Source organism: Parapedobacter sp. 2B3 (genome assembly GCF_041925275.1).
GTDB lineage: Bacteria > Bacteroidota > Bacteroidia > Sphingobacteriales > Sphingobacteriaceae > Parapedobacter > Parapedobacter pyrenivorans_A.
Genome location: NZ_JBHEUZ010000022.1, coordinates 1 through 26,307 on the forward strand (window position 1 = coordinate 1; position 26,307 = coordinate 26,307).

Here is a 26,307-nt window from a genome sequence, read left to right on the forward strand (position 1 = left end):
ACAAAGAACGATTTGGACCGAATGGGCCAACTTTATTTAATTTTTAACAACGTCCCATTTTTAATGGGACACTAGTGGCTGGATGTAGTGAAACCACCGTACATCACCCGAAGCTTTCCATACGGCTTCCATGCCCTTCAGGATGACGCCAAGGTCATAGCTCCATTTTGCGGGGGTACCCGGTTTACCCAAGCTGAACGAGTCGGGCCAAAGCTTCATCGCCGTCTCCGACATCAATTCACTGTACTTCGCAGGTTGGGCCGCTGTTACCTGTATCGATAGGCCCAGCAGTGCCATAGTCAGTATTTTCTTCATCACTACCTTTCTAAATGTCAATATATACGCACAGCGGTTGTCTCCGCACCATGATCTACCTTTAATACCCGATCAACGTTGGGTATAGCCGTATTTGTCACCACGATGCGATCGAATCAGAACAACGGACAATTATCCAGATAATACTGAAGAAGGCCGAACAACAATGATTGGTTAAGGGTGTGCAATATGCCCTGAACATTAGGGAAATCAATGCCATAGGTAAATAGAACAAAATGACATCACTCATCAAACAGGTCGCAAAACCCGACGAACGCATCAGAACCGCTTAATGACAATTTGAAATGTACCATCACACAAAATCTACGCAATCGATATCGTTGCCATCCAATCGGCAATGCTGAAAACGCCTGCACAGGAAAACTGCCTACTGTCTACTTGCTACTTCTATTTCTCTTTTTCATTTCAACAGAACATTTAATAAATGCACCTAATCCTTTGGGATCATCCCGAATCACCGGTTCGCTTATGTAGTAGTCAAAACTACCGTCTCGATAGGGTTTGCCGCCCAAGCCCGACACTTTTACGGTTCCCTCGAAATGGTAATTGCCCGCAGCATCCTGCGATAAAAAACGATCGACGATGCCGTCATATCCACGCTTAGCTGCATCAGCCATGTCTTCATCTAGATATTTCATTCGAATGCCCTTCAATAACGTGTAGACAATCATTGCACAAGCCGAAGACTCGAAATAATTTCCGTTTCTTTCCGGCATGTCAATGATGTCGTACCACAAACCAGACTCGACATCTTGGGCAGCCAGCGCTGCAGTTGCCCAACGGTTTAATATGGCCTGCAGGCTGTCCTTTCCCTGATTTCCTTCCGGAAAGAAGTCCAGTGCGTCTACCAACGCCATGCCGTACCAACCGAATGCACGCCCCCAGACATGTGGGGACCTACCCGTTGTTCCAGCTGCCCAAGCTTGCTCCCGCGACTCGTCCCAACCGTGGTAAAGCAAGCCGGTCGTACTGTCTCGGGCATATTTTTCCATCAAACCAAATTGCCTGACCACATCGTTGTAAATGGTATCTTCGCCGAAAGCCTGCGCATAGGCAGCATAAAAGGGTTGAGCCATGTAAAGACCATCCAACCACATCTGATGCGGATATATCTGCTTATGCCAAAATCCTCCTTCCGAAGTGCGGGGATGGGTCGATAACTGGCGGCGCAGCAATTGTACGGCTTTCCTATATTTTTCAGCACCGGTTTCGTTGTAAAGGAACAAGAGGACCTTACCATTATTGATGTGGTCGATATTGTATTCTTCGAGGCGATACCGGCTGATGCTGCCGTCTTCCCGAACATAGAAGTCCATCATCTTTTGGATGTAGTCGAACCACTTCTGATCATCCGTTAATCGCCATACTTCCTCCATCCCTTTCAGTATAACCCCCAAATCATAGCTCCATTTCACCGGTTTGCCTGGTGTGGAAAGCTGAAATGAATCGGGCCATAGCAGCATCGCCGTTTCAGACATGGCTTCGCTGTACGCAATCTCTCGCTGCGGCGTACAGGAAAACAGCATCATCCATGATCCGACCGCGGCTAACAACATGAACCTTAAGCCGATGTCTTTAATTAACTTCATCTTACTATGCATTAAATGGTCTTCCGTTTTGGATGCGGTACGATATCTGTTAAATCCCCTATTCGCACAGGCCGTTGCTTCTCGATGCTTTCCCGGGCCGCCACACCCACGAGTATCGACATGATCCCGTCACGCAATCCGGCAGAATGCCCGTAAGAATCAGCGGCGGAGGGATCTTTGAATATTTTGTCATGCAACCGCCGGTCGCCTCCCCCATGGCCTTCTCGTTCACTGGTCACGTGGATGGTTTCATATTCTTCGAAACTTTTGAACACAATCAATGGTTCGACCGAAACTTTATTGGCTTCAGCTTGGGTCATCTCGAGTGCATGAAGCGCTCCTTGGTCCAACTTTTCCTGCTTCATCCAAGGGATGTCCAGCCACGCCTCCAATCGGCCCAAATGGCCATTAAACGCAATACGCCACCCCTCAAACGGCGAATACGTAGTGAGCGAATAATTGGCTATCACGTTGTTGGCGTATTTGATTTGGGCGGACATCTTGTCGTATATATCAATTTCATCGCGATACACGCAACCGTCACGGTAATATCCGTCGTACATCTCATGTGCGACGTATAGGTCCATATAGTGCTGATTGGTGGTAATATCCCAATAATACCGACAAGATTTCTTATGGTCACAGGTCCGGCAGGTGACGCCTCGGAATAGCCCGGACGGGCCATAGTGCTCCAAGGCACCATAGGCAAATACCTCCAACGGATCAGCATCTAGCCACCAGTTCAATAAGTCGAAATGATGTGTAGCCTTATGCACCCAAAGCGAACCGCCGCCATCCATCGTACCATGCCATCGGCGGAAATAGGAAGCACCATGATGCACATTCAAATACCAGTTAAAATCGACCGAAGTAATTTCACCAACGATGTTACGCTGTAGAAGTTCTTTGATTTTGGTCATATACGGGCTCCACCTGTAGTTAAAACCCACAATAATGTTCTTGTTGGATTTACGTTCGGCATCCCGTATTGCTTGCGCCTTTTCCGCATCTGTCGTCAAGGGCTTTTCGGTAAGCACGTCACACCCCGATTCAAGCCCCTTGATAATGTACTTGTGGTGGACCGAGTCTTTGGTCGTCACAATGACCAAATCGGCCTTCACCTTTGACAACATGTGATCGAAGTCCGTAAATACCGGACAGTCCACGTCCATATATTGTTTGGCAAATTTCAACCGACCGGGATTAATATCGCACAACCCTACAAACTCGATTAAATCGGGATATTGTTCAATCAACCGTTTGCCCCAAAAGCTGATTCCGCGCGAACCGGTTCCTACCAAGACCAAGCGAAGTTTCCGATCCATCGGAGGGATGAAGGATTTGGGGATGGCGGCACCGGCCGCAAGCATACTCATTGCGGTCAAAAATGTCCTTCTAGTCAAGTTGTCTACGGTCTTCATGGATTGTTTAGTTAGTCGTTAGTGTTCGTCGTTAGTTATCCATCAATCTATGGTTACGGATCGTGCTTTTGCTCCTGCATTCGCGACAAATGCCTTATCAGCCTTCTTTGTATCCGTATTGGCAATCCGGATAGCGTTGCTCTTCTCACCCTGCACATGTACCAAAACGGGCGCACCCTTGTTGTAGTCTAATCCGTCAACGGTCACCCTTTCAGTATTGTATAGATATGCTATTGGCTTACCGGGGGGGATATCCAAGCGGATATTACGCAGCACAATATCAGACGATTCCTGGAGGTCGATTCCCTCATCCGCCCGAGCATCAAAATCAGCGATTGTAATATCCTTGAAGCTCATTTCGGTCAGTCCACGAATAAAGATGCCTTTCGCTGCTCCATCGCAGACAACATTACTAATCCAGAATTTCCGGAATTGCGGTGTACCATCCGTAACAGGTTCGGGCCGCATCACCGGAGGTTCGCGTGTCTCTCCGGCCAAGGCTACAGGATCCTTTGCCTGGTAATACATGTCGAACAGGATGGCCTCTCCGGGAATATCTTTCATGTAAATATCCGATATATATACATTTTCAACGACTCCTCCCCGGCCGCGTTGCGTCTTGAACCGCAAGCCAATGTCCGTACCAATGAATGTGCAATCCGACACGTATAGATTTCGTGCACCGCCGCTCATCTCGCTTCCCACCACGAATCCGCCATGCGCATGGTAAACCACGCAATTTCTCACCCAGAGATTCTCTGTTGGCATCCCTACCTTTCTTCCATACTCATTTTTGCCGCTTTTCACACAGATTGCATCATCTCCAACGTCAAAAAAACTATCTTCAACCAAGACATTTTTGCAGGATTCGATATCCAGCCCGTCACCGTTTTGAGAATACCACGGATTCCGGACGATGATGTTTCTCACCGTGATATCGTTGCTCATCAATGGATGAATATTCCACGCCCCCGAATTTTGAAAGGTTACGCCCTCCAAGAGGATACGTTCGCAACGCTCCAACACAACCAAGTCAGGACGTAAAAAATCTTTGATTTTCTCAAAAAAGGCAGCATCCTTTTCGGGAGACAAGGCACCCGCATCTGGTATATCGCGTCCGCGCATCGCACTGGCCGAAGGATACCATTCTTTCCCATCTGGAGTGACAACTCCGCCCGAAGCAACCAATCTATTCCATTGGGACTCCGTCAGTTTTGACCTCTTCGCAAAGCGGAAGGCATCGCCATTGCCGTCTATGACGCCCTGACCGGTAATCGCAATATTCTGTTGCCTCTCAGCACGGATAGGTGAATGCATGCGCATTTGCCTTAGTCCTTCCCATCCCGTTTCCACTAATGGATAGTGAGCGAAATCACGGCTGAAATACAACATAGCATTGCGCTGCAAATGCAGGTTGACATTACTTTTGAGCACCAACGGACCGCTCAACCACACTCCGGGCGGAACAAGGACCACCCCACCACCTTGCCTGTTGCACTCGTCGATAGCGTACTGGATAGCGGCGGTATTCAATACTCCGGGGCGATCTATCGCGCCACTTTTGCGAATATCAAAGGTATCGGGCTTAAACGTCGGCAGTGGTATCGCCGGCTTGGGGAGCTTATGCCCCTCCACGGAAAAAGTAACGGCGGCCAACAGAGACAATAAAATGAGTAAGGCTTTCAAATCTTTCATAGCTATTTCTACTTAAACCTTGGATTTTACGGATTGAAATATGGGACCAATTGCGGCACCTCGCGCTTCAGCTCAGCTACCGCCAAATCACACACCTTAAAAGCTCCTGTTCCAGAGAGGTGGGTATTGTCTTCCTTGTCTCCCTTCCATCCTTCGTAATCGCCGGGTTCGAAATGAAGGAAAAGTTGGCGCGAACGCTCCGCTCCCATTTGGCGCAATGTTTCGGCGGTCCGAACATGCAATTCCAGCAGCGGTACGCCCAATTGCGCTGCCACTTCACGGGTGACCTGCGGATAGGCACCGTGCGTATCCACCAAATTTCCCTTGCCGTCAAACAGCCTGCGGACTATGGGCGTGCACAGTATTGGTATCGCTTCGCGTTCACGCGCTTCAAGGACATACCGTATGAGATTTTGCCGGAAATCCGTATCGGCTTCGGCGTACCTATTCGCCTCACTTTTCGAGTCGTTGTGTCCGAATTGTATAATGACATAATTGCCTTTCTGCAATTGTGATTTCACCGTTTGCCAATGCCCCTCGTCCCTAAAGCTTTTTGTGCTACGCCCTCCCAACGCGTAATTCTTCACCTGTACCGCAGGTTTAAAATAAAGTGGGAATACCTGCCCCCAACCTTTTCGTGGATTACTACCCTGATATGTTTTGTTTTCCATGGTAGAGTCCCCAATCATAAAAATCACGATTTCATCGTCGTCTGTGTGAGTCACAGACATTCCCGGCACCATCAAGAGCATAAGAAATATAGCCTTCATCATAGCTATTCTTACGAGGTTTTTATCACATTGACCAACTTATTCGGGGACGGTGTTCTCTTTGTGCTTATACGTTTTCTGACCGATTCGGGGAGTGTATTCTCATCAATTCCAGTACCTGTGATATCAATGGTTCCTGTCATGGTTTCAAAACCCCTGCCCGCCGGGAGGCTCGTCAACTCGCTGTTTCCTATAAGCCTTAGCTGGTACCTGATTTTATTCTTGGCAAACCCGATAGGCAGTGCACTCAATCCACAATATGAAAAATCGCATATCCGGAGATTAGACAGGTTCATGATGCTTTCGGGCAACACCTTGATTGGATTATTGGCAAGATTAAGGTGTATAATGTGTCTGCTATTCCCTATTTCATTGGGAATCCTGCTCACCCGATTTTGCTTGATTTCGAATTTCCGCAGTTTCTTCACGGAGAAAATCTCGGGGGAAATCTTGTCAATCCGGTTACGGGTGAAGTACACGCCCTGCAATCCTTCTATAAGGCCGAATGCCGCAGGTATATTTTTGATTTTATTGTCGTTAAAATAAAAAAACGTCACATTGCCAAGGTCACTAATTTCGTCCGGCACTATGGATATGCGATTCTTATTCAGAAAAATCTGTAGATTAGGCACAGCAGTTATAGGTACATCCTTACCTTGGTAACGTACGACCAAAGTACTGATTCCGATGATGTCGGTAAGGTCGTTTCCCGATAGTGGCAATACATTTACCCCAACTTTGAAATTGTTGGTCTGGTCGTACGTTTTCAACGGAATCTCAGCACCTTCTTGAACGGTATACACTTCAATGGGGTGCTGGGCGACCAGATCCTTCAGGGTGATGCCCTTTTTCTGCTGCCCAGGCAATCCTGCTTGTGCCGTCGCGACGCTCAGCAACATGAATAATTTCATCCAGGCAATTGTCAGCTTCTTCATCTTAGATTCCGGTTTCTATGATAAAAATCTGTCGGTTCCCACTTTTCGGGTCGATTCCGTCCACGCAGACCATGCTGTTATCGTCACTGAAACGGGGGTGCAAGTCGCATCGGGCATCGCCCTTCAAGAAACGTTCTTCGAGCATCTGCATCGTTGCTAGTTTGCGATGCTGGCCGGTTTCCATTCCGTACAGCCATACGCTATTGGTCATCTGCTTCGTGTCCTTGCTTCCGTCCGTCAGCAACCATTTGCCATCCAAGCTGAACGAGCAATGTCCATCCCATTGAAAAGGTTCGACAGGTTGAAATTGGACACGGTCAGCAGTATCTGCAAGGAACACATGGCTCCGGCTATCGGCCGGATAGTTAAACGTCGCGATCAGTTCGTTCTGGTTTCGCCATCCGAAATGGGAAACACTCGATCCATACGGGATGAGTCTGCGCATGCCAGTTCCGTCAAGCCCTACGGTATATAATCCTGTCTCCAGTTTCGATGCATCCTTATTCCATGTTCTCGGCAAAAACAAAAACCTAGTCCCGTCGCGATTGATGTCGGCATGCTCCACCCACATGTGCCTTTCGTCAATTTCAGGGTGATACGTCAATATATCATCGGCCATTTGCTTGTAAGACACCGCTAGCCTCTTTTGCCCGGTAAGTAAATCAATGATAAACACCCCGTCGTCTTCCGGATAAGCCACATCCGGATTCGGGTCACTTGTCCCGCTGTAGCTTACCACCTTACGGAGCCGACTGATACGGCCATAATTCACATGCACTGCACTTTTCCCATCTTTGGACAATCCGCTGATCGTATCGGCGACAATTGTGCGGTTGCCTGTCCTGATATCAAAGCGTACCGATACCAAACGGCCGTCCGATACATCATTGAAGTAAAACTCAGTATTAGGATTCAATGGATTCCAATGCAGCATGCAACCTTGCTGCAGGTTCCACGCATTTGTTTCGGTTATCCTATTGAACGCGCCGGTTTTCATGTCCACCAACCCGATCGCCGCTTTTTCTCCGGGATTGGGCAGCCTGTTATTGAATGGTGCTTCCAGGCTCAGCACATAGGTTTTGTCGCGGTTCCACGGATTGATGCCATAGTAACCAAAGAAATGGTTTTGGCTGCCCGATGTCAGCATCCTGACAGCAGCGTCTTTCTGTTGGCGATGTCCAAGGCTCCTACCGCAACCCGTCGCCAACGACAGGCCAATGACGGTTGATTTCACCAAAAAATCTCTTCTATCCATTTTACTTCAAATGATATGGTATTAAATTTTGCCCGGTCGCTTGAAGCCGGCGGCGGCATCATCCAATACCAGCACCCAATCTTCTGTCGACATCTCCTCCGGAGGATTGAACGTATAAGCATCTGCCTTTTGTATTTTTCCGTCCTTATGCGCTTTCCCGGTCCGTGGGTTATACCACCAAACCTGCAGGGTATCGCCGCTCAACAGACTGGTATTTACGGTCACCGGTCTTATGCCCGGTAGATACAACATGGCATAGCTGCCGCTTTTACCACGAGTAGCACTTACGTGGAGTGGATCTTCCAAGTTTTCGCCCAATACTAACCCTTGGTCTGGTATGCGCTCAAAGAACGGTCTGGAAAGCATCAGGTTCTTCAGATGCTGCATTTGCTGCGCTCCAGGCAAATCCAATGATTCTTTCCAGGTGCGTAGCGGCCCGTGCATAGGTTCGCGTCCGGGCATGTACATCTGCCAAACAGCCGCGCAACCGTAGGTGTGCCCGAGTCCACCATAGAACACGCCCCAATACGCCTTTTTCCGGATATCCAATGCATTTGCATATCCATGTTCCTTTGCGTTGAAACAGACCGGATGCTCTTCATAGATAGGTTCAGCGTCCATCGTGGGTTTCACGGGTGTCAGCCGATAGTCGTAGGCGAGCTTCTTATAGGAGTTGCCATCCCTACAGTGTCCGGTTTGGTGCATGTTGAAGTCCAGCCAATCATCCTCATGGAACCACTTGGAGGAGCCACCCGGTTTGGTGGGCTGCGGGTGGAACGAAATCAAGGCCCGGTCGTGACCTCCGGACCCGTCGACGATACCGGCGGCCATGTTGCGCCAAACGGCTTTATGCACGTCTTCGCTCGGATTCCTGTCGCCGCCCAAAATCCAGATGATGTTCCAAGCATCCTTATAGCGATTCCCGAGGAACTTGCCGTAAATCCGGGCGTTTTCCGGATTGAAGATTTCCGGCCCCACGCCCCATCCTAGTTTCATCAGTTTGTCACCCCATGTAGGCAATAGACCGATATACATGCCGCGTTTGGCGGCTTCGTTGATGATCCAGTCGACATAGTTAAAATATGCTTCGTTGGGTTTGGTAGGATCATCGTCAATTAGTGGGACATCGCCCAAGGAATTAGGCATATGCAATCCATCGAGTTCGGCTAGCACCACGGCCTGGATGACATTGAATCCCTTTGCTTTTCTATTATCGAGGTACATCGCGGCCTCTTCTTTCGTAGTCCTATGGAAAAGTTCCCATGCGGTGTCCCCCAAGTAAAAGAACGGCTTCTCATCCTGGGTTACCAGGAAACGTCCATTTGCCGAAACACGCAACCGCCTGTTGTCGTCTTTTTGTCCCAAGCCTAGTGTGAGGGCTAGTGTTGCGGTAATCCACAGTATACCTATTTTTTTTTCCATTGATTTAACGATTAGTTCCTGTTCAATTTTCCTCCATTAATACGCGGAAACCGTATTTCACATCGCGCGAATAATCATAACGGTAAGCCGAGCGCATCAGCTCTTTGGCACTTCCATAGTTCCCCCCACGCATAATCTTACGATAGAGGCCATCGAAGCTTCTCAAACTGTTCTCCTGTGATGGCCCCCTTGGATCGGTCACCGCCCCAGTTTCATAGTTACCTTTCCAATCCAGGCACCACTCAAACTGGTTTCCCGGCATATTGATGAGTCCCCAAGGGTTAGGCTTCCCATCATCTACCGGCCGAAGCTGTATCGTTTGTTCGGGGTCTCCTGTTTTGAAGTTGGCGTATTCCAATGAAATATCGTGTCCTGTGAAATACGGCGTCGTGGTACCGGCCCTACAGGCATATTCCCATTCCGCCTCTGTTGGCAACCTGAATCGATGTCCCGTCTTACTGCTCAACACCTCGCATATCCACTCGGCATCAAACCAACTTACCGTCGCTGGCAAGCTGTTGTCGCCATAGTTTTTCATTCCTGTCAGCAACCGCAGTAAGCTATTTGACATTTCCACTGTGGCGAGGTAATATGGTTTGGAAATCGTCACCTCATGTTGCAGCTCCCATTCCTCACGTCCCGGTTCGTCCACTGGCGATCCCATGAGGAAAGTACCAGCTTCGATATGGTTGAGTTGCAATACCGGTTTGCCATCTACCATCAACTTCATATTGCCGTCAGGGATTCCTGCTACCTCGGCCTTATAATCCGGCACCTTTCGGTTCATCCGTTCCTCACGTTCCTGCTGGAGGCGTTGTTTGACGATTTTGACATCTTGCTCGTACATCGCATCTTTCTGCGCCAGTACTTTTGTCAGCTCACCATACGTCAGCTCGTGGGCATCAGCGTTGTTGGGGTTTGTGCCGTTTAACCATTCCTCCAGATTTGTATATCCGTCGCCGTCGTTGTCCGCCGCATGGTCGCTGCCGTTAGCTATATCCAAGCCATGCTCATCTTCCCACTCATCGGGCATTCCATCACGGTCGGTGTCAAGAGGCGAAATGCCGGCAGCGTATGTTGGCCATCCGCCTACATCATTTTGGGAGTTGATGATCTTACCGGTCCCGGTTCTTACGTCATTCACTATGCGCTGGTCCACGGCGTCCCGCTTTGGCAAAGTCGCACCGGCATGGTTGAGTACCGTTTCGAATAGCGTTTCGGCATCCATTTGCTGGTAAGGCAACGTGGGATAAGGGACTTCCAGCACTACTTCTTTTCGCAAGCTGTCGGACGCCATCAGTAGCCGCGTATTGTCAGTGGTATCCCCTTGGTTCGCCGCATGATAGTTGCCGGCGATATAAATATTTGTATAATGGTTTTCGGGCTCAAACGCATATTGCCTGGACCTGTCACTGGTCGATGGGCCCGGCTTGATATAGTTATTGACATAGTTTATCCGCGCTTGACCCGGATTAGACGTATAGCCCGGCAGTTCGCCCCAATCGTAGATGACGTTGTTCCGAATTTCCACGACAGCTCCCGGCTCCTCGCCTTTGTTCTGTATCAATGGATTTCTGGAATTGTTGTGTGCATAGATGTTATTTAGGAGCGAAATTGCGCCGGTTTTGCCTTCGATGATAGACCCCATGCTATGAGGGCCTTTGGGATGGAACGAGTGGAACAATCCCTCGGCGATGATACACCACTGGATCGTCACCATTTCGCTGTATGAGGATAGCACCTCATCTGTGCTCCAACTTGCTGAGCAGTGGTCCAGTATAATGTTGTTGCCAAAGTTGATCGAAACAGCATCCAACTCCTGACGCTGGTCTTCGCCCAAACGAGATCGTATATGCCGGATGATTACCTCGTCGGTCTCAATAACCAACGAAAAATCTTTCAGGCAAATACCATCCCCCGGTGCTGTCTGCCCTGCTATGGTAATAAATGGATTGGAAATAAGGAGTATCCTTTTCAAGGAAATCAATCCACCTTTTTCGAATACGATTGTCCTCGGCCCTTCTGCCTCTACGGCTTGCCGTAAGCTTCCTTCAATCACAGGTTCGTCTGCATCGTAATCTTCAAGTGTCGTCACGATGTACACTTTGCCTCCCCGACCGCCTTGGGTGAAGGCACCAAAACCTTCCGCACCGGGAAAGGCAGGAATGCGGTCGTCTTTGGCTTGTTGCCCGCAGCTTACATACATCAAGACCAACAACAAATACTTGATAAATTTGCTCATCGATTTCTATAAGTTTATATCAGTCAAACAATGATAGGCAGATAAAACAGCAATAAAGAAGAATCGGACAACAAAAAATACGCAATCGTTTCCGGCAACGATTGCGTCATTTAGCGGCTGACATCACCGATTCCCTCTTCGTGGAAACCAAGGCGATGCCAAAGGGAGGCAGCGAAAGCTTAATCCCGTCACGGGCATTTCCCAGGCTCGCCGGATCGGCCTTCCAGAACTCGGCCAACCAATCCGCTGTCAGCAAATTGGCGGCAGCCAAGTACTTCATGTATAGCGTACCATGTATCGCTTCAACGCTAACATGCTGATGCTCCCCTGTGTGATTAGCCACCAAAAGCCAACGGTGCTCGCCATGTGCGAGCGCCAAGCCCGAAAACTCCAACGGATGGCTTGACGCCACCTGTCTCACGACCGCTATTTCGGATGCTCTGCTCAAGAACTGGAACACGGCAAGCACCGGAAAATCGATTGGACCCTTCGGAAACAACGGATGCCTATCCGAATCACGCTGAAAAAACAAGCCACGTTCCCCCACCAAGCGGTAGTACGTCATGCCAAGCGCTCGGTTTTCTGCCAATACGGCGATACTGCCTGTCGTCCAACCAGCGGCGAAAAGCGTGCCTTGCCGGTCATCCACCTGCTCGGGCAATAGCGCGGAGGATACTACCACCGGGGCAGTAGCATTAGGGTTAAATCGAGGTTTCAACGATATGGGAGAAATGAATACATCATGGTTTGGATACAGTCTTTGCGCAGTTTGCAATACCTCCCGTTGTCCGGCCAATGTTTCCACCAACGACGCATGGTCAAATGCGTGTACTTGCGGATTGATGCTGAAACTGATAAAATCGAAACCGGTGGCCTTCGGCCTTTGCCTGTTCAACTCAGCGAAGTAAGCGTCGGTACCCACGCCCAGCAACGTGTCAGGCAGTTGCCTGCGTAGCCTTGCCAGCCACTGAAGCATGGCCCCCGCGGTGGTAACCTTCTCTCCCTTGGTTAGAAGAAGCAAGTACTTGATCTTGGCCCGATAAGCCGAAACCTGTTCGAGAAAATCCTCATCCACCTGTTCATTGGCCTGTAGCGCCACAAACAGGGGTGCAGACAGTCCGGTCAACACCCCGACAGCACGCAGAAGCACTTGGCGCCAATCCGGTGCATCCACGTCCATGGAAATACGAAGATGGTCGACCCTTAATGCGCCGAGTCTTTCCTTGGCATGGTGCGTAAGCATGTCGGGAAAATCGTCCAAGTCCAGCCCGATTCGCAGCGGTCCGCTATCGCCATCCAATCCGCTGCTCAGCGTCAGCGTTCTGTCGTTCCGTCCAGCGTCAGTCGGCCTATCGGCACCGGCGCACCAAAAAACAACCTCCTGATTGACTTCATCGCCCTGTACTACCCTTACCGGGAAAGGGAGATCAAGTGGGGTGCAATAGGTCTTATAAGAAGCGTCCGTCCAGTTGCGCTGATCCTCCGTCTCAAATACGTCGCCCCTCATTTCCAAGGTCAGGTCTGTGCCCATCGGGCTTTGCCACCGCATATTCCTGATATTCCTGAAAGGTTGGTCCGGCATGATGTCAACCGGAAAATCTGCGACATATTGCCTGCCAGAGGGTTCTGTAATCGCACAGGGGATTCCCTTACATCCATCGATAGGATGCAATATGCAAAACCCGATACGGTTTCTGAGAAACGGTCGCTTAGCCTTTCCAACCAAGCGGAAATTCAGCTTACCTGCAGCCGTTCCGGAGATATGATAATATGCATCAAACCAAATATCCCCTTTCTGGAATATAGCTTCCATACAGATGTCGAAGGCATTCTCCCTAATCTCCTGATTGACGATGCGCAGCCTGGGTACAATGGTATCCCAGTTTTGATCGCGCACGGCCACGTACATCATCCGCAGCAATTCCTCGTTGCCGTACCGGATGTATCGTAGGGAACCGTCGATAAGCGTCAGCCGCAATGGGCCAGCTTTCAGCACCAGCCCCTTCGGCAGTGGTTCCGCTGTCCCGTGGCTAACGAGGTTTAAGAAAGCATCGCGCTGCATATCCTGCGGTTATGTGATTGTTCTAATCTGTTCGTCCACGGAAGCCGGTTCAAATACCTTTTTCCAATCGTCTTTGAAAATCATCGGCTTGCCGATGGCAATCGCTTTGTTGCACGCGTCAGAAAACACACCGTCTATCTCATCGAACAGTACAGCGGCCATGATGTTGAGGTGACCCAGAAAGAAATCCCTTGCCGCCCCTTTTGGCACTCCCTGCCTAACGACCTCTTCAAGGGCTTCTTTCATCATCGTAAGGCAGCTTCCGGTGAATGTTTCAGACAAGGCGGGTTCCAGCAAGCCCATCTGTTCGATGGTTATACGGTGCGCTCTTGAAATCGGAGCATAGATCTCCGTGGCCAATCGTTCGCCTTTCTCATAGTCCTCTTCAGGCCCTTGTATCAGCGCGCTTACGATTGCCTGTTTTGCCGAAATCCCGCCGAAATAATCGAAGTGATCGGCACGATTTTCCTCATAGTTGAAAATAGACGGGTGTGCCGGATGCGACGCGAAGTAGCTTACATCTGCTCTCGCTGGCAGCGCGCCAGCTAGAGGTGCGGCGGGATCCAAGCATACCACCAACGCTCCGGGCTTCAGCATGGGCACCAACTGGTCAGCTACCATTTTTATCGCCACATCGGGTACCGCCAAAATCATGATGTCGGCTTCTGGCACCGCCTTGGACACTTCCGATACGTTCACACCTTTTTCGAGCAGGCGCTGCTTTCCTGCCTCGCTGACTTCCAAATAAGCGGTCCGGTAATGGGCCGAATCCTTCAACTTGTCGGTGATTCGGCATCCCATTTTGCCTCCAGCACCTACCAATACAACATGTTCCATATTCATTTTCGTTTTACATTTGACTTATTGTCCAGGTAAGAATTGACCGATGTTTGACGCATTGATCTCCAATAGCCCGGTATTCACTATATAAGGGATGGACACTATCCCCGCTTTCCGGTCATTAGCCGACAAGGCGTTCACGCCGTGCGCCATATCAAACAAAAACTGGGCTCCGTACCAAGTGAACAGCTCACGTTTCTGGCCTACTAGGTGCTGTACAACACCATCTTTCAGTAGGCGCAGGTGTTCAGGCTCCCAGTCCACCGTCGTCACTTTCACCTTTCCCTCCTGCCTTGCTTCCCGAATTGCCAGACCGATACCAGGTCCGCTCATGGCATCAAAACCACAGATACCGGCCAAATCGGGATGGGCACGCAACAGGTCGGACGTAATCCGTGCAGCTTCTTCCACACTGGCCTTATCGTCATACCTCCCTACGAACTCGATATCGGGATAACTATCAAATACAGCCTTCATGCCAAGATACCCTTCCTCCATGTTCGTCATCCCCAATATGCCCAGATACGCTACCTTTCCCTTACCCTCGATCAGTTTGGCCATCGCCTCAGCTTGCAATCTGCCTATTTCGCGCCAATCGGTTCCCAGGAATGCATGCCGCCGACTGCCAGGGATGTCAGAATCGTAGACTACCGTTGGAATGCCTGCATCGACCGCCTTGTTGATTGCCATCGCTAGGCCCGGGTCCGTCCCATTGATCAGCAGTCCTGCTGGCTTGGCAGCAATCACTTGCTCAATGACCGCAATCTGCGCGGCAACATCCCAATCCGAGGGGCCCAAGATCGTTGTCTTCACGTTACGCGCTTTACCCCAACGCAGAAACGCGGCCTGATCATGGTTCACATACATTGGAAAGTTGATGGCCGTTGATATCAATATGTACTCTTCCGTATCGAACGTGTAGTCGCTGTCTACCGTGCTGGCTTCGACGTGCCGGTTAAACTGCTTGTTGCCAATGCGGTTGGGGTCACATGCCCCACACAGCACCATGCACCAAAATAACGTCCAAACGCCTATCCGGCATCGATTTCCCGTTGTTGTCCCCATAATCTTGATTTATCTTTTGCCGACCACCTTCTTTAATGATTTCACCGACTGCTTTTTCAGTGCGAGATCCAGCCATACCGCTACGATCAGGATAATGCCCAACACAATGTCTTGCCAGTACCCAGACACGCGGGCGATGATTAACACGTTGCTGACAAGCCCCATGAATATCGTACCCAGCAATGCCCCGAATACCTTGCCGGTGCCTCCCAATAAGCTCGCACCACCCAGGATGGCTGCTGTTATCACCCGCAATTCCATGCCCCGGCCGGACGTTCCAAGCGCAGCACCCATCCGGGCTGCCAACAACACCCCTGCTATGCCCGCCAATAGCGATATCAAGACAAATGAATGCATCTTGAGCCGCTTTACGCGAATGCCGGATAGGATAGCTGCTTGCTCATTGCTCCCGATATAATAATACTGGCGGAACAACACATGTTTTGACATCAGCACGTGCAGCACCAACACGACCGCCATCATGATCCAGACCGGCGACTGAAATCCCAGAAACCTCGATTGTCCGAGCACCGTAAAATCAGCATGGAGGTTCTGAATACCAGAGCCGCTTATCATCATGGCGACTCCGCGCACGATGCCCATCATGGCCAGCGTCTGTATCATCGGATTGATGCCCACGTAAGCCACCAGATAGCCGTTTATCAATCCAATCAGCGCGGCAGCTCCCACACCCGCCAAAATAGCCGGTAGCGGATACATGCCGTGATTGTACAGCAGGTAAGCGGCAATACCACCACTGAGCGCCACCACTGACCCTACGGACAGGTCAAACGCTCCGGAAATCAATAAAATCATCATTCCGCAGGCCACGATGGTCTCGATGGAGATATTCAAAAACAACTGCGAAAGGTTGCCGAAAGTAGGAAAGACCGATGGCCAGGCGATGCTCGCAACGATGCACACCACCGCAATGGATAGGGCAATCGCTATTTCCCGCTGTTGCAATAATCTATTTATATTCATATCTAAGGTGTTCGTTACTCCCCATTACCCGCGGCGTAAGCCATAATGCGCTCTTCTGTAGCTTCTTGGCGTTCGATTTCATGCACCAGTATCCCTTCGCGCATGATCAGCACCCGATCACTCAATTCCAGCAATTCGGGCAACTCAGAAGAAATGAGCAAGATGGCACATCCTTCCTTGGCGATGGATTTCAGCAGCTCATGAATCTCCGCTTTTGCGCCGACGTCCACACCGTGCGTAGGTTCATCCACCATCAATACTTTGGGGTTAGTCAACAGCCATTTCGCCAACACGATTTTTTGCTGGTTACCGCCGCTTAGCTCCCCGACCTGCTGGTTCACGCCCATGGCTTTCACACGGAGCCGGTCCATCAACCGTTCGGTTGCCTTCGTTGCCGCCGACGTTTTGACGAACCCCCTACGGGCGAGCCGACGCAACGTAGCCGACACAATATTTTCTTCCAGCGTCATATCCATAAAAAGGCCTTGGCTCTTCCGCTCTTCCGGCAAATAAGCAATCCCTACCCGCATCGCATCAGCCGGGTGCATTATTGACAGGGGCACCCCATCTACCGCAATGGAGCCTTCGGTAGCCGGATTCGCCCCGAAAATAGCGCATGCAAGCTCGGTCCTGCCTGCCCCCACCAATCCAGCCACACCGATGATTTCTCCCTGCCTCAGTGACAAGCTGACATCCGAAAACCCCTTACCCGATAGCCGCCTTACTTCCAATACGCGCCTGCCAAAGTCGCGTTTTTCATAGTCCCTATTTGGGAGCGACCGCCCTACCATATGATGTATCAGCTTATCGGCCGTCAGTGCCGCAATTGGAAATGTACCGTTCAGCTTCCCATCTTTCAGTACGGATACCACGTCCGCGATTTCAAATATTTCTGCCATGCGGTGGGAAATATACAGTATCGCAACGCCGGACTGCTTCAATCGTTCGAGTAGCGCAAACAGGCTGCGTGTTTCCGTTTCAGTGATCGAAGCTGTAGGTTCGTCGAGTATCAATACATCAGGCTGATGGGACAGTGCCTTGGCTATTTCAACCATCTGCTGCATACCTGGCGAAAGGTCACCTACCGGTTCCTCGGGCGATATCGGCAGATTCAGGCGCGAAAGCAACGCCATGGCCTGCTCCCTGAGCACATCGGTCTGCTGAAACCCAAACCGCGTGGCGGGCTGGTTACAAACATAGATATTCTCCGCAACCGTCAGGTGGTTGGCCAAACTACGTTCTTGGTAAACTATCGATATGCCCAGTTCCTGAGCGTGCCGTGGGTTTTTGATCAGTATCAGCTTGCCGCGCAAGAGGATACGACCTCCATCAGCGCGATAGGTGCCTGACAAGATTTTCATCAACGTGCTTTTCCCGGCCCCGTTTTCTCCGCAAATCGCGTGAATGGCACCCGGGTGAAACCGCAAGCTGACATCAGAAAGTGCCTGTACCCCGGGAAACGATTTGCTAATCCCTTCAAGCGTGAGTACATCGGCACTATTTTCCTTGGCTATCATCTATACCGCCTTTGTATACATAATCAAAGTACCGCTCGTTACCGTTTTGTCCGCCCTTAAATGCGATTTCAATCCCGTCATACACTGGATTTTTGGAATGTGCCAGACACAGCGGCGACCCTGGAGCGATTGGAACCAGGAATTCAAGGGCATAAATATCCAGTTCGCTGGCTACTTGGCCTGCGGTATCGCCTCCCGATATGACAACGCGCGATTTACTGTACTTCTTAAGCAAGGATTTGAGTATCCTCCCTTGGAGCACGCCGAGCGTCACCGGCTCCGTCCCGTTTAATTGGGCAAGCACAGCCTTGGTTTCCGTAATCGAGGGATCATCAGGTCCAAGTGCAGAAAAGAGTATCAATTTCCTGGATTTCTGCAGCAATTTCATGGCCTTCGAGATGATGACTACATATTCTTCGTCACGTGTTTGGGGATTCATCAGCCGTTTGGCATCCATTCGCAAGCTGCTGAATCCGTTGGCAACCGACCACTCGATTTGCTTCTTGGTCATCGGCGAGCAACTGCCCGTCACGACGATAATACGATTGGCTTTTCCTGCAGACAGGTTATTGGCCTGTAGCTTTTTCTTACCCGCCCGTTCAAAAAATGCAGACAGCGCATGCTCCACACCGGATGAACCAACGATCAATTGCTGCTGCGGCTTGCTAAAACGTTCGATCAGGCCGCCGATCTCATGAAGATGCTTTTCGTGCAAAACATCGAAAAGCACAATAGGTGGATCCCCCTGATTGGAGGTCTTTGCGACAAGCTTTTCGCGCTCGTCAACAGGTGCTTCCAAGGCGAAAACGTCTACCAGCTTCACTTCCCTGTCGGTCTGTTGGCCCAGATGAAGCCTTAGGTCACTTTCGTTCATCGGTGTTACCGGATGCTTAGACATCGTAGGGTGTCTGTCCAATCGGTAGGTTACGCCGTCAGCACGCGCGAATAGGTTGCCGAAAAGACAAAACCGATTCAGGTCCGGCGCACCGACCAGCAAAGGGACCCATGATGCAGGAAATGCCTGCAATGCGATTTCCGTTGCGTATCCGATGCTGCCGATGCCTGGTGACGAGTCAAAAGTTGAGCATATCTTGTAATGGAAAAAGCGCGTTGGAATCCGACTTATCCTCGCAAAAATGTCCGGCAGCTTTTTTCGCATTTGCACGGGATTCATCGTCCTACTTACGCCCGCAACGCCAAATGCAGCCAATGTGCGGTCGCCGTCGAACACCTCGTTTTTCAGCCTAAACGCAGAAAGTTCCTGCGCCGTCGGCACTTTTAAAAAGAGTGCTGCAGGCACTCCATTCAACGCCAAGGCTTCCAGTACGTCGGCAGACCCCGTAAAATCATCACCATAATAAGTCAGTAACATTTCGCTATCCATCCTTTTATATTTGCAATAGTCTTTATCCGAACATTTCCATAGCCTGCTGCAGTTCGATGTGCGTTTCGGCGTAGTCGGCTAACGTCATTCCCTTCAATGCGGCCTCCCATCCCTGTCTCACGCTGCGGATTCCAGCAGCTATACCTTGGGGATGCGCCATTATTCCTCCGCCGCAGAGGTACATCATGTCCACTGATCCCACAGCGCGGTAGGTGTCAACCGCCTGACCGGCCCATTGCCCGGAAGAAACCACGGGCATCACTTCGTGCCCTCCCAGCAGCGGCGCAAGGCACGCATTTATCGAAGCCACTACGGACTCATCGGACTCACAAAACTTATTTCGCAGGCCATTGGTGTGCAGATGGTCTACACCCGCCACCCGCCATATTTTCTGGTAAGCCTTGAAGTCCACCCCCAAACATTCGTGGCGGCTCAATGCGCCCCAGAAGTTGCGATGCCCGTGGATGGGGAGCTGGCTATGCTTTCGCAGCGCTACGACCCCGGAAATACCTACGTGGTTGATGCTTACCATGAGACACGTTCCACCCATCGCCAATACGGTATCATGCCGCCTCCGCATATCATCGATATCGCCGCTGACGTTGAAGGCAAACATGGGCTTCTTCCCCGTTTTATCGGCGTATCTATTGAGTACCTCCATGACCCTTTCTACACGCTGATCAAAGGGCGAGGACGGAGCGTCTCCCATCAATTCGTCATCTTTAATGAAGTCGATTCCCGCTTCGCTCAATTCGTGTACCTGTTGCGCGGTGTCTTGCGGGCTTAACCCCACACTAGGCTTGATGATTGTGCCGATTACCGGCCGTCCATGTACGGCAGTCAGCGCCCGGGTGCCGCGTATTCCAAACTGTGGCCCACCATACCGGCTGTAGCTGATAGGGATGTCGATATCCAGCAGCTTCATGCCCGAGAATGCACCGAGTTCAAAGAGGTTGCCGGCTACGGTAGCCATTAGGTTTGGAAGATTCACGCCCACATTGGCCAATGGCCATTCCAGCTCAACGGTTGCCCGTCTTATGGGTGCCTTTGCATTTTTCACCTTTGCCCCTGCCAGCGAAGGAGCCGATACCAAGCCAAGTTCTTCAATCGCTGTCACGCGTGCGGCAGCGCGTTCGCGCAACTCATCGGTTTCGCCTGGCACGCGCACGAACGTACCGCATGACTGCTCCCCGGCCATCATCTCTGCCGCTTCATCCAACGGGTAATTGGTTTCTATGAGGTACTTCGCGCTTATCGTTTCTTTTTCCATGGTCAATATGTAATCACCTTGCCGGTCACTGCCGACTCATAAGCGTCGTATACCAGTTGCATGGTCTTGAAATTATCTTGAGCATCCGTTTCCGCAACGCCTTTCCCTTGCAAGGTATCGCGGAAGTTCCGGTTTATTTCCACTATAGAAGCATGTACCAACGCATACGCTGGGTCCGCCCATGCATAGGCAACCGGTTCGGCCTTCTCGCTGACGGTACCTCGATCCGTTGTGACTTTAACGGTATGACCGGCGCATATTTCCGCAGTACCCAAGGTGCCTTCCAAACGTACGAGCGTCTGTGGGAAAACCTCCTCTTCGAGCAAAGAAGCATAGGACAGTTCGACGGCGCAATGCGCTCCGCTCCGCATCTCCAGCAGGATGTTTGCCACGTCCTCTCCCTTGATGCGCGGGTTTACGGTGTTCGTAAGGCAATACATACTTTTTGCTTCGCCAAGCAGAAACCTGACGATGTCCAACACATGCGACCCGATGTCCATCAGGATAAACCGCTCCAAGGAAGCCAAGAAGGGTTGGTTGTCAAAAACGGGGAAATGCGAACAGAATGCAATCCGCGCTTTGAAAACCTTTCCAATCCTGCCTTCATCGAGTAGTGCTCTCAATCGCCTTATCGGCGTCTGCCAACGAAAATTCTCATGGATAAAAAAAGGGACACGTGTGTTTTTGCCTAGTCGTACCAATTCACGGGATACGTTGACGTCAGGTGCCATCGGCTTCTGGCAGATTACCGGTATCGACCACTTTATCGCTTCTTTTACAAAGAAAGCATGAGTATCCACATCGGTAATGATATCTACAAAATCAAGATGTTCCTTTTCAAAAAGTGCCCTGATGTCATCGTAAACCGCAGGGATACCGAAGCGCCGGGCCAGGTCGTTTGCTTTGCTACGCGTTCGGTTATACACGGCGACCAGTTCCACGTGGTCCAGTTCAAGCCACGCCGCGATCTGGTATTGCGCCCAGAATCCGCAACCGATGATAGCCCCTCTTAAAATACGCTCATTGTTTCCCATAGCTGCTTATGCCTAGTGTATCCGTTCAAAATAGTGCACCCCCTTTTTGTTGGCCGCCACGATATCCAGCAACCCGTCGCCGTTTACGTCTTTCGCCAACACCTGAAGCCCTACACCCGAATTGTTGTCTATCTCATGTGGTATCCATGACGGGCCGCTCCCCTCGACTACAGATTCAAACCAGTACAATACTGCTGGCTCTTTCGCGCCCGGATCATGCCCATTGTGCGCGTAATACCGCTTGCCGGTTATCAAATCCGGGATACCGTCACCATCTATGTCGGCCAATTCCAATGCGTGGGCTTGCGAAAACATACGGTTGATTCCATGCAGCCTCCAGGCGGCATCTCCATCGGCGTCCATGGCCTGTTCATGCCACCACATCCCGTAGTTGTGCGGAGACGAGCCGATAACGTCTGCCAACCTGTCGGTAATCAGCATCCGCTCTTTCAGGTTATTCCGTTTCAAGCCTTGCAAAAGTTCCTTGATACTGGCGCTGGACCAGTCCGTCCGGCTTTCCTTACCTTGTGCGGCGACACCCGGCCCTTTGTAGGTGATCTTCCATATACGACCACGTTCACGATCCCGGCCCGGATGATCAAGCGGCACCTCGTAGTGCCCGATGATGCGATTGTAGAAGTCTGCTACGTACAGCGCACCATCAGGTCCCATTTGAACGTCTACAGGTCGGAACCACGGATCGTCGGTGGTCAGGAAGTCATCCTCCTGCCGCCCCACGGGCGATGATCCACACCAATCAACGGCGTAGCGGTAAATGCGCGACTTCACCACATCGCCAACATAGAAGTTGTTGCAGTAGGCTTCGGGGAACCTATCGTCCGCATAATATGCAATACCGGCCAAGGCTGTCGCTTCTTGGTCGTGAGGCTTCATTTCCGGAGCATAGCCTATTCCGCCCTCCATTTTTCCGAAATGTGGATATTCGCCTCCTGTAATCAATTGGTATAGCGGAGAGGAGTGGCAATCGACCGAATACAGGTATCCCCGTTCGTCGAAAGCTAGTCCAAAGGGATTGACACGCCCGGATGTGGTCTGCTGCAACCTGCTGCCATCCACCTGAAAACGGAAGGTATTGCCGGAAGACAGCACCAGCCGACTGCCATCGGTACCTTTCGCATCCGATTCATTGCTGAATCCATGGCAGGCATAAATCCATCCATCGAAGCCGCGCGTCAGGCCGTTGATCATACCATGCGTATCCTTGTAGCCAAAAGCACCCACCAACACCTTGGTACTGTCCGTCCCCTGTGTTCGCAACTCCGGGAAGTAATAAATATTCGGTATGCTGAACGATATCACCCCATCGCGGTATGGCAATATGCCGATGGGGATATTCAACGTATCGGCGACGTCGGTGAACACATCCGCACGTCCATCGCCGTCTGTGTCTTCCAAAATGGTTATCCGGTCTTTACCTTTTCCCGGACCGGCCGGAAACGGGTAGGCCGTGGTCTGGCTGACCCACAGCCTACCTCGCGCGTCGAACGCCATATTCATCGGCTTCCCGATTTGGGGCTCGGAGGCAAACAGTTCAATCTCGAATCCATCGGGCAGCCGAAAGCGCTTTTTGGCCTCCATGGCCTCCACCGCTTCCGTGCTACGTACGTGGTCCGCAAAAACGTCGACTTCGGACTCGTTTTGTCCGCCGCCGGAGTTTTGACAGGCAACGAACACCGTCGCAACAGCCATGCCGACGATCAACAGGTAAACGGTATTATTCCAGGTCATCGATTTCAATCTTTGTGTCCTTTCTTTTAAGGCAAAACATGCACTATGATACGCTGAAAAGCCGTCAACGTCGGGGTACCATCGTCCTGCACTTCCAGAATGAGGTGCAGGGTTGCCCGCCGGTCTACCTGAGGCGCCACCAGTTGCACACGCCCGTCAGGCAACTCGTTCAACGCCACCGTTTCGTCCAAGGTACCGGCTTCCCGGTATTGCCACCATCTCAAGCGGACTCGATCGCCGTCCGGATCTTTCGTCTTTCTTGCATCCAGCGTCAGTGTTTTCCCGGCACGCACCGTGCGGTCACCCACACCTCCGCGGATATGGATGACGGGCTTATGATTCGCGTCTTCAAAACGCTCGACTACGCACCAGTCCAATTTGGCTATAAAATCATGGTTCACTTGCACCATCCATCGGCGTATCGCTTGCCCATGATCTCCATCGTGGATGTCAACATACACATTGGGCAGGTCGGGATGGGCGACAAACCGGCCGCCCCAACCGCCGAATGTCGGATCTTCGTGGTTGCGCAAGCCGTTATCCAACGCCCACAATTGGGCGGGCGTGTCCCCTTCTCCGCATCCCAACGGCATTTTTGCACCCAATGGACCGTGGCCATTGGTCACATTCCGCTCAAAGAAGGCCCTATCGTGGGCACCAACGGTCCAAGTCGTGCTAAAGCCATCGCACCAAATCAACATTAGCCCCGGATGATGGCGCTCGATATAGTTCCCCGCGTCATCCTGATACCATATCGTATAGAACCTTGCTTTGGCAATGGCCCGTTCATAGTCCTGTGGATGACGGTTTTTCAGCACGAAGAGCGCTCGGGAAAGCGTATTTGCCCCTCCCCATGCCTGGATATGTACCGGCCTTGGGTCATCGCTGAGCAATACATCCACGATACGGTCTGACCCCGGCGTGTCTGGCCAGTCGTCCGGAAAATATTCAACCTTGTGCCCGGGTTTCTGGTCCCACGTCTTTATCGTCCGCATGTGTTCATAATCCTCATCGCCCACCACAATCCTTGCCCTTACCGTATCCGGATGCGGATAAAGCCCATCGTGCTTTATCAAGTTCGGATATACTTTTTCATACGCATCAATCTGATCCTCAATCCATCGTTCGGCACTGTGGCCGTTTTTCTGGAAGCGCGAGTTGGTTTGGACGATAGCCTCCAAGTCGACATGGCATGTATTCAAAAGGAAGCGAACCATGGACGCCCGGTCATCGCATTCACCGTCTGTCATGACGATTACCCGAGGCCGTTTATCCTGTACCGCCCTCCCTGCCTCCGCTACGTCGACGGACTGAACCAGCAAGCAAGCAGCCACACCTATGACAACAGAACGGCGGCACGCTTTCATGGCACTACCTCTACAACTACCCGTTGGTAACCAACCAATGATGGCACCCCGTCGTCTTTCGCCTCCACGATGAAGTGTATCGTCTTCGGCTCTTCCACATCGGGGGCGGTAAACGTAATTGCCTGTTGATCACTGCCGGAAAAGTCCACAAGCCGATCATAGGTACCCACCTCCCTATACTGCCACCAATTGAACGTCAACTTGTCTCCATCCGGATCTTCGCTCCCCGAAGCGTCCAGCGTTACGGTTTCTCCGCTTTTGACGGTGATATCCGTTCCCACGTCCACCCGCACTTTCGGCGGATGGTTTGCATCTTCATACCGCTCGGCAACGCACCAGTCCATCCGTGCCTGGAAATCCGCGTTCGAGGCCGATACCCAGCGGCGCATGGCATGGCGCTTGTCTCCATTGTCATCGTCGTCGACGGCGTTCCGATAGGTATTGGGCGCCTTTTTTGTCTTCGTGAAGCGTCCGCCCCACCCGCCCCAAGTGGGGTGGGCATAGTTTCTCAGGCCATTTGCGATGACGTACATAAACGCCGGGGAATCGCCCTCGCTGACATAGTCTTGCGGATACAGCGCCCCCAACGGGCCGTGGTTGTTTTTGACCTCGTCTCGGATAAAATCATAGGTATCCGTTTGGACCCTGTAATTCCAAGTTCCGGAAAACGACGTACAATGAATCATCGTCACCCCGGGATGATACTGTTCGATGTAGTTTCCCGCGTCGTCCTGATAGGATACGTTGTAGACTACGGTTTTAGCCACCGCCTCGTCGTATCGGTCGGGGAATTCCGCTTTCAGTTTGTACAACGCTCGTGATAACGTGTTTCCCCCTCCCCAAGCCTGAATATGCACGGGGCGTGGATCGTCTTTCAGCAGTATTTCAATGATCCGCTCCGAGCCGGGGGTGTCTTCCCAACCGTCTGGAAGGATTTCAACGGGGGCTCCGGGAACCTGCTCCTTGCTGTTCCTTATACCCGCGAGGTGCGTGCTGTCTTCGTCACCTACGTAGCACAGCGCACGCAGCGCATCAGCTGTCGGATATCCTTCGTGATGCTTGATCAAGTTGGGATATACGCTTTCGTAGGCGCCAAGCTGGTCTTCCAGCCAGGTCTCCCGGCTATGGCCTTCCCGCTGCCACACGGAGTTCGTCTCGATAATCGCCTCCACGTCAAAGTCACTTGTATACAACAGGAAGCGGATCATCGAACTCCAATCATCGATTTCGCCGTCGGTCATCGCAATCACCCGTTGCTTTCCCTCGGGCTTCTGCGTTTCAGCATGGGTACAACTTGCTGTAGCGAAGCCAATCATAGCCCCGTACACCATCATCAATTTTGTTTTACGTATCATCGCGTCACTGTTTTT

The 26,307-nt window shown here is 51.3% G+C and carries 20 protein-coding genes; all 20 read right to left on the reverse strand.

What is annotated here, in order from left to right; genetic code table 11:
* Window positions 1-60 precede the first annotated feature (60 nt).
* Window positions 61-315, reverse strand: coding sequence for a hypothetical protein (locus tag ACEVG1_RS18640; protein ID WP_374745240.1), 255 nt, complete (start codon window positions 313-315; stop codon window positions 61-63).
* 395 nt (window positions 316-710) lie between these two features.
* Window positions 711-1,925, reverse strand: a complete 1,215-nt coding sequence (locus ACEVG1_RS18645; RefSeq protein ID WP_374745241.1) for a glycoside hydrolase family 105 protein — start codon at window positions 1,923-1,925, stop codon at window positions 711-713.
* A gap of 11 nt (window positions 1,926-1,936) precedes the next feature.
* Window positions 1,937-3,346 (reverse strand): Gfo/Idh/MocA family oxidoreductase, encoded by a 1,410-nt coding sequence (locus tag ACEVG1_RS18650; RefSeq protein ID WP_374745242.1) that lies wholly within the window; start codon window positions 3,344-3,346, stop codon window positions 1,937-1,939.
* Between the two features lie 42 nt (window positions 3,347-3,388).
* Entirely contained in the window at window positions 3,389-5,041 is a 1,653-nt protein-coding gene (locus ACEVG1_RS18655; protein WP_374745243.1) for a glycoside hydrolase family 28 protein, read from the reverse strand.
* 26 nt (window positions 5,042-5,067) lie between these two features.
* A complete protein-coding gene (locus tag ACEVG1_RS18660) occupies window positions 5,068-5,814 on the reverse strand; it encodes a rhamnogalacturonan acetylesterase (protein WP_374745244.1) in 747 nt (248 codons plus the stop codon).
* An 8-nt stretch (window positions 5,815-5,822) separates the two neighbouring features.
* Window positions 5,823-6,746 (reverse strand): leucine-rich repeat domain-containing protein, encoded by a 924-nt coding sequence (locus ACEVG1_RS18665; RefSeq protein ID WP_374745245.1) that lies wholly within the window; start codon window positions 6,744-6,746, stop codon window positions 5,823-5,825.
* Between the two features lies 1 nt (window position 6,747).
* Entirely contained in the window at window positions 6,748-8,001 is a 1,254-nt protein-coding gene (locus ACEVG1_RS18670) for a hypothetical protein (protein WP_374745246.1), read from the reverse strand.
* A gap of 21 nt (window positions 8,002-8,022) precedes the next feature.
* Entirely contained in the window at window positions 8,023-9,423 is a 1,401-nt protein-coding gene (locus ACEVG1_RS18675; protein ID WP_374745247.1) for a glycoside hydrolase family 140 protein, read from the reverse strand.
* A gap of 22 nt (window positions 9,424-9,445) precedes the next feature.
* Window positions 9,446-11,665: an SUMF1/EgtB/PvdO family nonheme iron enzyme gene (locus ACEVG1_RS18680; RefSeq protein WP_374745248.1), complete on the reverse strand. Its 2,220-nt coding sequence runs from the start codon at window positions 11,663-11,665 to the stop codon at window positions 9,446-9,448.
* A 106-nt stretch (window positions 11,666-11,771) separates the two neighbouring features.
* Window positions 11,772-13,727: a hypothetical protein gene (locus ACEVG1_RS18685; RefSeq protein ID WP_374745249.1), complete on the reverse strand. Its 1,956-nt coding sequence runs from the start codon at window positions 13,725-13,727 to the stop codon at window positions 11,772-11,774.
* 9 nt (window positions 13,728-13,736) lie between these two features.
* Window positions 13,737-14,564 (reverse strand): phosphogluconate dehydrogenase C-terminal domain-containing protein, encoded by an 828-nt coding sequence (locus ACEVG1_RS18690; RefSeq protein WP_374745250.1) that lies wholly within the window; start codon window positions 14,562-14,564, stop codon window positions 13,737-13,739.
* Between the two features lie 24 nt (window positions 14,565-14,588).
* Window positions 14,589-15,632, reverse strand: coding sequence for a substrate-binding domain-containing protein (locus ACEVG1_RS18695; RefSeq protein ID WP_374745251.1), 1,044 nt, complete (start codon window positions 15,630-15,632; stop codon window positions 14,589-14,591).
* Between the two features lie 9 nt (window positions 15,633-15,641).
* The gene (locus ACEVG1_RS18700) at window positions 15,642-16,616 is read right to left on the reverse strand and encodes an ABC transporter permease (RefSeq protein ID WP_374745252.1); all 975 of its coding nucleotides are present in this window, start codon (window positions 16,614-16,616) and stop codon (window positions 15,642-15,644) included.
* A gap of 14 nt (window positions 16,617-16,630) precedes the next feature.
* Window positions 16,631-18,133, reverse strand: a complete 1,503-nt coding sequence (locus ACEVG1_RS18705; RefSeq protein ID WP_374745253.1) for a sugar ABC transporter ATP-binding protein — start codon at window positions 18,131-18,133, stop codon at window positions 16,631-16,633.
* The gene (locus ACEVG1_RS18710) at window positions 18,114-19,517 is read right to left on the reverse strand and encodes a four-carbon acid sugar kinase family protein (RefSeq protein WP_374745254.1); all 1,404 of its coding nucleotides are present in this window, start codon (window positions 19,515-19,517) and stop codon (window positions 18,114-18,116) included. Before ACEVG1_RS18710 ends, ACEVG1_RS18705 begins: the two co-directional genes overlap by 20 nt.
* Before the next feature lie 22 nt (window positions 19,518-19,539).
* Complete coding sequence (locus ACEVG1_RS18715; protein WP_374745255.1) at window positions 19,540-20,787, reverse strand: ribulose-bisphosphate carboxylase large subunit family protein; 1,248 nt, start codon at window positions 20,785-20,787, stop codon at window positions 19,540-19,542.
* Between the two features lie 2 nt (window positions 20,788-20,789).
* On the reverse strand, window positions 20,790-21,821 hold the full coding sequence (locus tag ACEVG1_RS18720; RefSeq protein ID WP_374745256.1) for a Gfo/Idh/MocA family protein: 1,032 nt from the start codon (window positions 21,819-21,821) through the stop codon (window positions 20,790-20,792).
* Between the two features lie 12 nt (window positions 21,822-21,833).
* A complete protein-coding gene (locus tag ACEVG1_RS18725) occupies window positions 21,834-23,570 on the reverse strand; it encodes a PVC-type heme-binding CxxCH protein (RefSeq protein WP_374745257.1) in 1,737 nt (578 codons plus the stop codon).
* Window positions 23,571-23,596: 26 nt separating this feature from the next.
* Entirely contained in the window at window positions 23,597-24,937 is a 1,341-nt protein-coding gene (locus ACEVG1_RS18730; protein ID WP_374745258.1) for a nucleoside hydrolase-like domain-containing protein, read from the reverse strand.
* A complete protein-coding gene (locus ACEVG1_RS18735) occupies window positions 24,934-26,292 on the reverse strand; it encodes a nucleoside hydrolase-like domain-containing protein (protein WP_374745259.1) in 1,359 nt (452 codons plus the stop codon). The genes ACEVG1_RS18730 and ACEVG1_RS18735 overlap by 4 nt, the downstream gene beginning before the upstream one ends.
* Between the last annotated feature and the right edge of the window lie 15 nt (window positions 26,293-26,307).

What these genes read in the sequence shown, in the direction of transcription:
- ACEVG1_RS18640 (WP_374745240.1), bottom strand. Translation starts at nt 315, where the DNA reads ATGAAGAAAATACTGACTATGGCACTGCTGGGCCTATCGATACAGGTA.
- ACEVG1_RS18660 (WP_374745244.1), bottom strand. Translation starts at nt 5,814, where the DNA reads ATGATGAAGGCTATATTTCTTATGCTCTTGATGGTGCCGGGAATGTCT.
- ACEVG1_RS18715 (WP_374745255.1), bottom strand. Translation starts at nt 20,787, where the DNA reads ATGGAAAAAGAAACGATAAGCGCGAAGTACCTCATAGAAACCAATTAC.
- ACEVG1_RS18695 (WP_374745251.1), bottom strand. Translation starts at nt 15,632, where the DNA reads ATGGGGACAACAACGGGAAATCGATGCCGGATAGGCGTTTGGACGTTA.
- ACEVG1_RS18685 (WP_374745249.1), bottom strand. Translation starts at nt 13,727, where the DNA reads ATGCAGCGCGATGCTTTCTTAAACCTCGTTAGCCACGGGACAGCGGAA.
- ACEVG1_RS18705 (WP_374745253.1), bottom strand. Translation starts at nt 18,133, where the DNA reads ATGATAGCCAAGGAAAATAGTGCCGATGTACTCACGCTTGAAGGGATT.
- ACEVG1_RS18725 (WP_374745257.1), bottom strand. Translation starts at nt 23,570, where the DNA reads ATGACCTGGAATAATACCGTTTACCTGTTGATCGTCGGCATGGCTGTT.
- ACEVG1_RS18645 (WP_374745241.1), bottom strand. Translation starts at nt 1,925, where the DNA reads ATGAAGTTAATTAAAGACATCGGCTTAAGGTTCATGTTGTTAGCCGCG.
- ACEVG1_RS18665 (WP_374745245.1), bottom strand. Translation starts at nt 6,746, where the DNA reads ATGAAGAAGCTGACAATTGCCTGGATGAAATTATTCATGTTGCTGAGC.
- ACEVG1_RS18700 (WP_374745252.1), bottom strand. Translation starts at nt 16,616, where the DNA reads ATGAATATAAATAGATTATTGCAACAGCGGGAAATAGCGATTGCCCTA.
- ACEVG1_RS18680 (WP_374745248.1), bottom strand. Translation starts at nt 11,665, where the DNA reads ATGAGCAAATTTATCAAGTATTTGTTGTTGGTCTTGATGTATGTAAGC.
- ACEVG1_RS18655 (WP_374745243.1), bottom strand. Translation starts at nt 5,041, where the DNA reads ATGAAAGATTTGAAAGCCTTACTCATTTTATTGTCTCTGTTGGCCGCC.
- ACEVG1_RS18675 (WP_374745247.1), bottom strand. Translation starts at nt 9,423, where the DNA reads ATGGAAAAAAAAATAGGTATACTGTGGATTACCGCAACACTAGCCCTC.
- ACEVG1_RS18735 (WP_374745259.1), bottom strand. Translation starts at nt 26,292, where the DNA reads ATGATACGTAAAACAAAATTGATGATGGTGTACGGGGCTATGATTGGC.
- ACEVG1_RS18720 (WP_374745256.1), bottom strand. Translation starts at nt 21,821, where the DNA reads ATGGGAAACAATGAGCGTATTTTAAGAGGGGCTATCATCGGTTGCGGA.
- ACEVG1_RS18670 (WP_374745246.1), bottom strand. Translation starts at nt 8,001, where the DNA reads ATGGATAGAAGAGATTTTTTGGTGAAATCAACCGTCATTGGCCTGTCG.
- ACEVG1_RS18690 (WP_374745250.1), bottom strand. Translation starts at nt 14,564, where the DNA reads ATGGAACATGTTGTATTGGTAGGTGCTGGAGGCAAAATGGGATGCCGA.
- ACEVG1_RS18730 (WP_374745258.1), bottom strand. Translation starts at nt 24,937, where the DNA reads ATGAAAGCGTGCCGCCGTTCTGTTGTCATAGGTGTGGCTGCTTGCTTG.
- ACEVG1_RS18650 (WP_374745242.1), bottom strand. Translation starts at nt 3,346, where the DNA reads ATGAAGACCGTAGACAACTTGACTAGAAGGACATTTTTGACCGCAATG.
- ACEVG1_RS18710 (WP_374745254.1), bottom strand. Translation starts at nt 19,517, where the DNA reads ATGGATAGCGAAATGTTACTGACTTATTATGGTGATGATTTTACGGGG.